At 71.2% G+C, this 10,203-nt stretch carries 8 protein-coding genes; 3 read left to right on the forward strand and 5 right to left on the reverse strand.

All coding sequences use genetic code 11. The features are described from left to right. Positions 1-32: 32 nt before the first annotated feature. Both ACZ601_RS22515 and ACZ601_RS22520 read right to left on the reverse strand, forming a co-directional pair. The gene (locus ACZ601_RS22515; protein ID WP_469540621.1) at positions 33-380 is read right to left on the reverse strand and encodes an Mpo1-like protein; all 348 of its coding nucleotides are present in this window, start codon (positions 378-380) and stop codon (positions 33-35) included. A 116-nt stretch (positions 381-496) separates the two neighbouring features. Beyond that, positions 497-1,303 (reverse strand): M15 family metallopeptidase, encoded by an 807-nt coding sequence (locus ACZ601_RS22520; RefSeq protein ID WP_469540624.1) that lies wholly within the window; start codon positions 1,301-1,303, stop codon positions 497-499. Between the two features lie 57 nt (positions 1,304-1,360). On the opposite strand from ACZ601_RS22520, the gene ACZ601_RS22525 reads away from it, so the two are divergent. Then, entirely contained in the window at positions 1,361-1,912 is a 552-nt protein-coding gene (locus ACZ601_RS22525) for an NUDIX domain-containing protein (protein ID WP_469540627.1), read from the forward strand. Positions 1,913-1,919: 7 nt separating this feature from the next. Here ACZ601_RS22525 and ACZ601_RS22530 read toward each other — a convergent pair whose 3' ends face one another. Then, entirely contained in the window at positions 1,920-4,271 is a 2,352-nt protein-coding gene (locus ACZ601_RS22530; RefSeq protein WP_469540629.1) for a glycoside hydrolase family 31 protein, read from the reverse strand. 252 nt (positions 4,272-4,523) lie between these two features. Here ACZ601_RS22530 and ACZ601_RS22535 point away from each other — a divergent pair, with 252 nt between their 5' ends. Both ACZ601_RS22535 and ACZ601_RS22540 read left to right on the forward strand, forming a co-directional pair. Further along, on the forward strand, positions 4,524-6,500 hold the full coding sequence (locus ACZ601_RS22535) for an acetoacetate--CoA ligase (protein WP_469540632.1): 1,977 nt from the start codon (positions 4,524-4,526) through the stop codon (positions 6,498-6,500). Between the two features lie 41 nt (positions 6,501-6,541). Continuing rightward, positions 6,542-7,534: a hypothetical protein gene (locus tag ACZ601_RS22540; protein ID WP_440578708.1), complete on the forward strand. Its 993-nt coding sequence runs from the start codon at positions 6,542-6,544 to the stop codon at positions 7,532-7,534. Between the two features lie 78 nt (positions 7,535-7,612). Here ACZ601_RS22540 and ptsP read toward each other — a convergent pair whose 3' ends face one another. Both ptsP and ACZ601_RS22550 read right to left on the reverse strand, forming a co-directional pair. Continuing rightward, on the reverse strand, positions 7,613-9,283 hold the full coding sequence (gene ptsP, locus ACZ601_RS22545; protein ID WP_469540635.1) for a phosphoenolpyruvate--protein phosphotransferase: 1,671 nt from the start codon (positions 9,281-9,283) through the stop codon (positions 7,613-7,615). 76 nt (positions 9,284-9,359) lie between these two features. Then, the gene (locus tag ACZ601_RS22550) at positions 9,360-9,809 is read right to left on the reverse strand and encodes a PTS sugar transporter subunit IIA (protein ID WP_311306854.1); all 450 of its coding nucleotides are present in this window, start codon (positions 9,807-9,809) and stop codon (positions 9,360-9,362) included. Between the last annotated feature and the right edge of the window lie 394 nt (positions 9,810-10,203).

Below are 10,203 nucleotides of genomic sequence, written 5' to 3' on the forward strand. Positions count from 1 at the left end.
GAATCTGACGGAACGTCAGAAGTGTGCCACGGTCAGCTGTTGTCGGCGAGCCACTTGGCGGCGGTCTCCGCGAGCTCCCGGTCCCGGCCGGCCAGCATCATCCGGATCATCTGCACGTCACCGCGCAACGACCAGGCCGGATGCCCGAAGGAGGCCGGGTTGTTCTTCTCGATCAGGAAATGGGCGGGCCAGGCGGTCCCGTACCCGATCAGCGGCAGGGCCGCCGCGTACCGCTTGCGGCCGCGCGCCAGTCCGTAGGCGGTGATCGCGAGGCCGGTCAGGGTGCCGGTCAGATGGGCCCAGCGAGTCGCGGCCCTGGAGTGCATCGCGACGTAATAGGGCCAGAATTCCTCGTACGAATCGAACGTCTGCTGTGACATACGGGCACGGTAGTGGCTGGAACGGCAACCGGATAAGGCCGGTGCGCGTCCGAGAAGAAGAACGGGCGGCTGGAACCCACGGGGGTGGTCCCAGTCGCCCGCTCAACCCTCCCGTCTCAGTGGCCGGCGACGGACCGCCGGGCCACCGGGAAGTCGAAGTAGGTGTCCGGGAACAGCTCGGGCGTAAAGGTGTAGTGCCACCATTCCTCGGCCAGATTGACGAATCCGGCGTCGGTGAGCGTCTTCTTCAGGAACTGCCGGTTGGTGCGCTGCACTCCCTGGATTCGCGGATCGTCCGTGTGCGAGAGCGTGTCGAAACAGTCGAATCCGGTGCCCATGTCGATCGAGTTGTCCGGGAAGCGCTCGGCGAGCGGTGCGTAACAGGGCACCAGCCGCTGACCCGGCCGGTACGGCGCGGTGGGCCGGGCCGGCAGCCTCACCAGCGTCAGGTCCACGGTGCTGCCCCGGCTGTGTCCGGACTTCTCCGCGATGTAACCGTCGGCGAACAGCCGGGTCTTGTCGACCCGCGGATAGAACTCGCCCTTCATGGTCTCGTCGTCCAGATCCTTCGCCCACCGTACGAAGTGGTCGACGGCCCGCTGGGGCCGGTAGCAGTCGTACACCTTCAGCGAGTAGCCCTGGCGCAGCAGCCGGAGCTGGGCCCGGTGCAGCGCCCGGGCGGCGGGCCGGGTCAGGATGCAGAGGGGATCGCGGTACCCGTCCACCGGTTCGCCCATGAAGTCGTGACCGGTGGGGTAACGCATCTCCTGGATGATCGTGGGGTCGACCGCGCGCAGCGAGACGAACTCCGCGGGGGCTTTCGGCTCGGGCTTCGCCTGCGCCACCGGGGCGGCGACGGTGACGGCGAGCAGGGTGGCGGCAGTGGCTGCCAGGACACGGAAAGCGGAAGCAAGACCTGTCATGAGCACATCGTCCAACAGTCCGGCCGCGCCGGTCAGGAGATCGGATACAGTCCGCGCGTGTCCGCGACGACGAACCACCCCGACCGGCCCGTGAAGCCCGCGCAGGACTCCCACTGCGGCAGCTGCGGAGCCCCGTACACCGCCCTCGCGTCCCCGGACGCCTGGCCCCGCACCTGCACGGTCTGCGGCGCCACCGCCTACCGCAACCCCCTCCCGGTCGCCGTCGCCCTGCTCCCCGTCACCGACGCGGACGGCACCGGACTCGTCGTCATCACCCGCACCATCGAACCCGCCCTCGGCGGGCGTGCCCTCCCCGGCGGCTTCATCGACCACGCGGAGGACTGGAAGGGCGCGGTCGTCCGCGAACTCCGCGAGGAGACCGGCATCGAGGCCCACCGCGACGACGTCCGCCTCGCCGACGCACTCAGCTCACCGGACGGCCACCTCCTCCTGTTCGGCCTGCTCCCGACGCGGCCGGCCGCCATCCTTCCCGCGTCCGCACCCACCGACGAGACCTCCGGGTACGACATCCTGCGCGCCCCCGAAGAGCTCGCCTTCCCCCTCCATACGGAGGCCGTCCTTTCCTGGTTCGCCGGCCGGTACCACTGAGCGCCGCTCACAGCCCCCGCACCCGCACCGGGCAGTCCACCAGCCCCTCCGCACCCTCCCGCTCCACCACGACCCGCCCGCCCACCAGCCGGCTCGTGTACCGCTCGACCACCGCCTCCTCCCAGCCGTCCCCCGGATCACGGACCACGCAGCCGCCACCGCCGCGCCCCTCCACCGGAGCCCACACCTCCAGCTCAAGACCGCCGTCCGCACCCCGCACCGGAATCACCGACCCGGCCCGCGCCAGCACCGGCACCCGCGACAACGGCGCCTCGACCACCACCTGACCCGGCCCCTCGTGCACCGCACCGCTCACCGTGTCGTACCAGCGCCCCGGCGGCAGCCGCACCGCCTGCTCACAGACCCCCGGCCCCAGCACCGGCGCCACCAGCAGCGCGTCCCCGAGCAGGAACGCGTCCTCGCAGTCCCGCAGCGCCTGGTCACCGGGGGAGCCCCACCACAACGGACGCACATACGGCGCACCCGTCAGCCGGGCCAGCCGCGCCAGCGTCACCCAGTACGGCCGCAGCCGCTCCCGCTCCACCAGCACCTCCCGCGCGGCCTCCAGCACCCTCGGTCCGAACTCCCACGGCTCCCGGCGCCCCGCGCCGATCGCCGCATGCGTACGGAACAACGGCAGATACGCACCCAGCTGGAACCACCGCAGATACATCTCCGGCGACGGCGACCCGTCGAAACCGCCGACATCCGGACCCGAGTACGGCACCCCGCACAGCCCGAGACCCAGCACCAGCGACAGGGAGGCCCGCAACCCCGGCCAGCCCGTCGACACATCACCGGACCAGGTGCCCCCGTACCGCTGCATCCCCGCCCAGCCGGAACGCGAGAACAGGAACGGCCGCTCGTCCGGACGCAGCCGGGCCAGCCCCTCGTACCCGGCACGCGCCATCGCCAGCCCGTACACGTTGTGCGCCTCACGGTGATCACCGCCGCGTCCCTCCAGCGCGTGGCGCGCCGAACGGGGCAGCGTCGGGTCACCGAACGCCGCGAAAGAGACCGGCTCGTTCATGCCGTGCCAGACACCGGAGAACCCCTGCGCCAGCCGCTCCGCGTACAGACCGCCCCACCACTCGCGCACCCGCGGATCGGTGAAGTCGGGATACACGCACTCACCCGGCCACACCTCACCCCGCACGATCCGCCCACCGGCGTCCCGCACGAACGCTCCCGAGTCACCCACCGCCCGGCCGGCGTCGAACACCGCGTCACCCGGCGCGGCCGGCACCGCCGGGTCCACTATCGACACCAGCCGCACCCCGTCCGCGCGCAGCTCCCGCGCCAGCCCCGGCAGATCGGGGAACCGCTCCTGATCCACCGTGAACACACGGTGCCCGTCGTAGTGGTCGATGTCCAGATGCAGCACGGACAGCGGCAGCCCGCGTTCCCGGTACCCCGACACGACCCGCCGCACCTCCCGCCCGCTCCCGAAACCCCAGCGGGCGTGCTGCGGACCCAGCGCCCAGGACGGCGGCAGCGCCGGCGACCCCGTCAGGGCCGTCCAGCCCTGCAACACCCGGGCCGGAGTGCCCGCCACCACCCAGCAGCGCAGCGGACCGCCCTCCATCCGCACCTCCGACATACCGGGACGGTCATGACCGGAGCCGGCACCCTCCTCCCCCTCGCGCAGCGTCACCCGCCCCGCCCAGGAGTTGTCGTGGAACACCAGATGCGTCCCCGCGTCCGAGACCACCAGCTGAACCGGCATCGTCACGTACAGCGGGTCGTCGCCGGGCCCGAACCGGCCGCCCGGATCGGTGTTCCACAGCCCGTACTCGCCGTCCCTCAGCCGGGGACCGGCCGCCCGCCCACCGAGCCCGAAGAACCGCGCGTCCGCCGGGACCTCGGACCGCTGCACCCACCGCGCGGACCCGCCCGCCACCGGCTCCCACCACCTCGGCGGCAGCTCACGACGGAGCACCACGCCCCCGGGGGTCCGCAGCTCCACCGCCCCGTGCCGGGACACCGCGACGGTCAGCCGCTCCGACACCACCTGCCACCCGCCGTCCTTGTCCGGCTCCAGAACGGCCCGCGGATCGGCGTCCGGAGCAGGCCCCGGCAGCGCGTACGACGGCAGCGGCTCCGCCCCGTCCCACCCCCAGAAGACCGCACCCCCCACCGCGACCCGGACGCTCAGCTCCGACCGTGCGAACCGCACCACGCCCCCGCCCGGCCCCGGCTCCGCCCCCACCACGAGCCCCGGCACCCGCGCCCGCTCCGGCCCGCGCGAGGGCAGCGCCCGCGCGTCCAGCCGTGAGCGCCGCCACGCCGAGCGCACCGCACGCAGCCCCTGCTTCGAACCCACCGACTTCACCGAGCGCACCAGGTCACGACCGTTCATGCGGCACACCCTGCCACCCGGCGCGACGGCAGCGGGTTCTGTTCAACTTCCGTTCACTCACGGTCCGGTGCGCGGCCCGACACGGCGAAGCGTGCCCGGACCACATATCCGGACACGCCATCATGGGCGGGCGGCCCTGGTGCGAAGGACGATCACATGGCATCGTCCGTGAAAGCCGCCTCACGCGCACACCCCAGCACGTGCGCGCGACCCACGCCGACCCGCGCACCCGTACAGCCCAGGAGCCGACCCATGACCTCAGCAGCCGACGAAGCCCCCCTCTGGCAGCCCGGCCCGGACCGCATCGCGACCGCGGCCGTCACCCGCTTCCAGACCTGGGCGGCCGAGCGCCACGGAGCACCGGCCGACGGCGGATACCCAGCGCTGCACCGCTGGTCGGTCGACGAGCTCGACACCTTCTGGCAGGCTGTGGCCGAATGGTTCGACGTACGGTTCTCCACCCCGTACGAGACCGTCATCGGCGACCGCGCCATGCCCGGCGCCCAGTGGTTCCCCGGCGCCACCCTCAACTACGCCGAACACGCGCTGCGCGCCGCGGAGGACCCCCTGCGCGCCGAAGCGCCCGCACTGCTCCACGTGGACGAGACCCATACCCAGACCCCCACCTCCTGGTCCGAGCTCCGCCGCCGGGTCGGCTCGCTCGCCGCCGAACTCCGCGCACTCGGCGTCAACCGGGGCGACCGCGTCAGCGGCTACCTCCCCAACATCCCGGAGGCGGTCGTCGCCTTCCTCGCCACCGCGGCCGTCGGAGCCGTCTGGACCTCCTGCGCCCCCGACTTCGGCGCCCGCAGCGTCCTCGACCGCTTCCAGCAGGTCGAACCCGTCGTCCTGTTCACCGTCGACGGCTACCGCTACGGCGGCAAGGAACACCACCGCGCCGACACCGTCGCGGAGCTGCGCCGTGAACTCCCCACCCTGCGCGCCGTCGTCCACATCCCGCTGCTGGGCACCGAAGCGCCGGACGGCGCCCTCGAATGGTCCGCCCTCACCGCCGCGGACACCGAACCCGTCTTCGAGCAGGTCCCCTTCGACCACCCGCTGTGGGTGCTCTACTCCTCAGGCACCACCGGCCTCCCCAAGGCCATCGTGCAGTCCCAGGGCGGCATCCTGCTCGAACACCTCAAGCAGATCGGCCTGCACTGCGACCTCGGCCCGGACGACCGCTTCTTCTGGTACACCTCCACCGGCTGGATGATGTGGAACTTCCTCGTCTCCGGCCTCCTCACCGGCACCACCCTCGTGCTGTACGACGGAAGCCCCGGCTACCCGGACGTCAGCGCCCAGTGGCGGGTGGCCGAACAGACGGGCGCCACGCTCTTCGGCACCTCCGCCGCCTATGTCATGGCCTGCCGCAAGGCCGGCATCCACCCGTGGCGCGACTTCGACCTCTCCCGTGTCCAGTGCGTCGCCACCACCGGCTCCCCGCTCCCGCCCGACGGCTTCCGCTGGCTCCACGACGAGGTGGCCGACGACCTGTGGATCGCGTCGGTCAGCGGCGGCACCGACGTCTGCAGCTGCTTCGCCGGAGCGGTCTCCACCCTCCCCGTCCACATCGGCGAGCTCCAGGCGCCCGGCCTCGGTACGGACCTCCAGTCCTGGGACGCGGCGGGCAAGCCGGTCATCGGCGAGGTCGGAGAACTCGTCGTCACCCAGCCCATGCCGTCCATGCCGATCCACTTCTGGAACGACCCCGACGGCAGCCGCTACCACGACAGCTACTTCGACGTGTACCCCGGAGTCTGGCGCCACGGGGACTGGATCACGATCACCGAGCGAGGCTCCGTCGTCATCCACGGCCGCTCCGACTCCACCCTCAACCGGCAGGGCGTCCGCATGGGCTCCGCCGACATCTACGAAGCGGTCGAACGGCTCCCGCAGATCCGCGAATCGCTCGTCATCGGCCTTGAGGAGCCGGACGGCGGGTACTGGATGCCGCTCTTCGTGCACCTCGCGGAGGGCGCCACCCTCGACGACGAACTGCGCGCCGCGATCAAGCACACCATCCGGGAGAACCTCTCGCCGCGCCACGTCCCGGACGAGGTCATCGAGGTCCCCGGCATCCCGCACACCCTCACCGGCAAGCGCATCGAGGTTCCGGTCAAACGCCTGCTCCAGGGAACGGCCCTGGCCAAGGCCGTCAACCCCGGCTCGATCGACAATCCGGAACTCCTCCACTTCTACCAGCAGCTGGCGCGCGAGCGCCGCTGACGGGCGCCACTGTCAGTGCCCGTGATTACTCTGAGTGAGCAATGATCGACAGCGCACTGGGGGAAATCATGGCGCAGACCGGAAACAAGCCCGCCGGCAACAGGCAGACCAGGAAGAAGCAGTCCGGGAACAGGCGGACCACGCCCGACGGCCGGACCGGCATCACCATGCGACGCTCGCTGCGCCGCGAAGCACCGAGCACCATCGGCCTGCTGACCGATGAGCAGGACTTCGCGGCGATGCGGCGCTACGACACCTTCACCTTCGACGACCACTCCGTCTACCTCCAGCAGGTCGAAGGCCTGCTCAAAGCCCTTGCCGCGCAGGGCGTGCACACAACGGTGGCCCTCTTCGACCCGGAGGAGTACGCGGAGTTCTGCGCCGAATCGGACATCACACCCGACTCCCCGGCCAGCCGCAGCCGCTTCACCGCCGAGATCGCGGCCATCGGAGCCACCGTCGCCTACACGGGGCAGCCACTCGCCGCTCTCATCCCGCTCCTCGTCGACCGCTCGGTCCGCCGGGCCACCTGGGAGTACGCCACGATGCTCCTGGCCGGCCTGGGGGAGTGCGCCGACTGCGGCCAGGACATCGGCCGCGCGGCGTTCGACCGGGCATCCCATCTCCTGCTGCGCACCCTGGAGTCGGCGGGCCCCGGCACCCACCACCTGGTCTGCAGCACCCCCACGGAGAACGAGCAACTGCTCGCGGCGCTGCACACGGAGTGCGAGGGGGCGGGACCGGAGGCCCGCCTCGACTCGGCGGAGGGAGCCGAGTTCGTGACCGTGCTCGCCGTCGGCATCGCCCTCGAACGCCGTGGGGGAGTCGTCCTGCGGACGAGCGCACCAGGCACCCCGGACCGGGTGCACGGCTGGCGGCTGACCCGGGGCTGCCTCGCCCCGCTGACGGCGGGCGAGGTCTTCAGCGCCTACTGCACCGATGCCGACACCGGGGAGCCGGTCTCCCCGGAATCCGGTGTGGAGTACTGCGCCGGATTCGACATCGGCGCCGACGAACCGGAGCCCCACCACTGACAGGCCGAAGGGGCTCCCCGCCACCATCGGCGGGAAGCCCCTTCCCCTCATCGTCCGGATCGTCCGGGCGCCGAGGACCTACTCGCCCGAAAGCACCGCCTGCGCGGCGACCCGCGCCTCCTCGGCGGAGTCCGCCGCACGCGCGGCGGAAGCGGCCCGCTCGCACTGCGCGAACGTGTACTTCGCCAACGTGGTGCGCACATAAGGAATGGACGCGGCGCCCATCGAGAGCGACGTCACTCCCAGACCGGTCAGAACGCAGGCGAGCAGCGGATCGGCGGCAGCCTCGCCACACACACCACAGCTCTTGCCCTCGGCCTTGGCCGCGTCGGCGGACATCGCCACCAGATCCAGCAGCGCGGGCTGCCACGGGTCCTGCAGCCGGGACACCGCACCCACCTGACGGTCGGCCGCGAAGGTGTACTGCGCCAGGTCGTTGGTGCCCAGCGACAGGAACTCCACCTCCTGAAGCACCGAACGGGCCCGCAGCGCGGCCGACGGAATCTCGACCATCGCGCCGAACTTCGCGTTCAGCCCGGCCTCGCGGCACGCGTCGGCGAACGCCTTGGCGTCCGCACGGTCCGCGACCATCGGCGCCATGACCTCAAGGTAGACGGGCAGCCCCTCAACGGCCTTGGACAGCGCGGTCAGCTGGGTCCGCAGCACATCGGGGTGGTCCAGCAGACTGCGCAGCCCACGCACACCCAGTGCGGGGTTCGGCTCGTCCGCCGGGGTCAGGAAGTCCAGCGGCTTGTCCGCCCCGGCGTCCAGTACCCGCACCACGACACGCCCCTCGGGGAACGCCTCAAGCACCGCGCGGTAGGCCGCGATCTGCTTCTCCTCCGACGGTGCCTGCTTGCTGTCGTCGAGGAAGAGGAACTCGGTACGGAACAGGCCGACTCCTTCGGCGCCCGCCTCGATGGCCGCCGGCACATCGCCGGGTCCGCCGACGTTGGCGAGCAGCGGCACCTTGTGACCGTCGGATGTCGCGCCGGGACCGGTCGACTCGGACAGCGCGGCCTTCCGGGCGGCGGCGGCGCTCTCCATCTCCGAGCGCTTCTCCTCACTCGGCTCGACGAAGATCTCGCCGGTGCTGCCGTCCACCGCGATGACGACGCCCTCGGCCAGCTCGCCGGCGCCGGGGAGTGCCACGACGGCGGGCACACCGAGCGCCCGCGCCAGGATGGCGCTGTGGCTGGTCGGCCCGCCCTCCTCTGTGACGAAACCGAGCACCAGGGCCGGGTCCAGGAGGGCCGTGTCGGCAGGAGCCAGGTCCCGCGCGATGAGCACGTACGGCTCGTCGCTGTCCGGTACACCCGGCATCGGCACACCGAGGAGCCGGGCCACGATCCGGTTGCGCACATCGTCGAGGTCGGCGACCCGGCCCGCCAGGTACTCCCCGGCACCGGCCAACAGCGCCCGGTACGAGGCGAACGCGTCGTACACGCCGCGCTCGGCGGTGCTGCCGACGGCGATGCGCCGGTCGACATCGGCCATCAGCTCGGGGTCCTGGGCCATCATGGCCTGGGCCTCCAGCACGTGCTGGGCCTCGCCACCGGCCAGGTTGCCGCGAGCGACGAGGTCGGCCGCCACCGCCTCCACTGCCTGCCGCGCCCGTCCCTGCTCGCGCTCCGCCTCTTCGGCCGGGATCTGCTTGGCCGGCGGTTCGAGCACTGCCGTGCCCATGTGCCGTACCTCGCCGATCGCCACACCGTGGCTCACGCCTACGCCCCGCAGCGTTGTCTCCATTTCACCTGTCTCCGATTGTGCGGCGGCCGAGGCCTCCGCGGTGGTTGTCCCGTCGGCTGTCACTGCGCCGAACGCGTTACTGCCAGCCGAACAGTGCGTCGCCGACCTTCACGTCGCCGTCCTCGACGACGGAGGAGAGCGAGTCGGGGGTTGCCTCCAGTGCCACGATGGGGCAGATCGGCGACTTGCCCGCCGTCTCGACAGCGGCAGGGTCCCAGCGCACGATGCTCTGGCCGCGAGTCACGGTGTCACCCTTGTTCACGAGGAGCTCGAAGCCCTCACCGTTCAGCTGGACGGTGTCGATGCCGAGGTGGGTGAGAACACCGTGTCCCTCGCCGTCCACGACGACGAAAGCGTGCGGGTGCAGGGAGACGACGATTCCGTCGACCGGCGACACGGCCTCCGACGGCTCGCGCACCGGGTCGATGGCGGTACCCGGACCGACCATCGCGCCGGAGAAGACCGGGTCGGGTACCGCGGCGAGCCCGATGGCACGTCCGGCAAGAGGGGACGTCACAGTGGTCATGGGTGCCTCCCAGAGTGGAGCTTCAGTGGTGGGCCGCCACGGCTTGTAGGAGGGCGGCGTACTGCTCAGCAGAGTAAGTCATATGAAGTCCCGGTTCCGCCTGAGTCCTGCCGGTTCGAGGACCTAGGGGTGTACCGGAAAGGATTTGCCTCGTCTCCCGGCAACCTGTACTGTCGTACTCCTGCCTGACCCCAACGCGACTTTGAGTCGGGGGTCGGCGGCGACTATTAAGCCCAAACCCTAACCCCAGATCGGCACCGGCATGTCTGCTGGAGGCTGGTCAATGGGACAGGAAAGGCCTGATAGAGTCGGACTCGCCGGAAAGGGAAACGCGAAAGCGAAGAACTGGAAAGCGAAAATGCGAGGCCCGCTTCGACCGGGAATCGGACACGAA

Source organism: Streptomyces sp. NPDC104307, assembly GCF_055584045.1.

Bases quoted from the DNA above. Each gene is read 5' to 3' on its own strand.
- ACZ601_RS22515 (WP_469540621.1), bottom strand. From the start codon at position 380: ATGTCACAGCAGACGTTCGATTCGTACGAGGAATTCTGGCCCTATTAC.
- ACZ601_RS22520 (WP_469540624.1), bottom strand. From the start codon at position 1,303: ATGACAGGTCTTGCTTCCGCTTTCCGTGTCCTGGCAGCCACTGCCGCC.
- ACZ601_RS22530 (WP_469540629.1), bottom strand. From the start codon at position 4,271: ATGAACGGTCGTGACCTGGTGCGCTCGGTGAAGTCGGTGGGTTCGAAG.
- ACZ601_RS22535 (WP_469540632.1), top strand. From the start codon at position 4,524: ATGACCTCAGCAGCCGACGAAGCCCCCCTCTGGCAGCCCGGCCCGGAC.
- ACZ601_RS22540 (WP_440578708.1), top strand. From the start codon at position 6,542: ATGATCGACAGCGCACTGGGGGAAATCATGGCGCAGACCGGAAACAAG.
- ptsP (WP_469540635.1), bottom strand. From the start codon at position 9,283: ATGGAGACAACGCTGCGGGGCGTAGGCGTGAGCCACGGTGTGGCGATC.
- ACZ601_RS22550 (WP_311306854.1), bottom strand. From the start codon at position 9,809: ATGACCACTGTGACGTCCCCTCTTGCCGGACGTGCCATCGGGCTCGCC.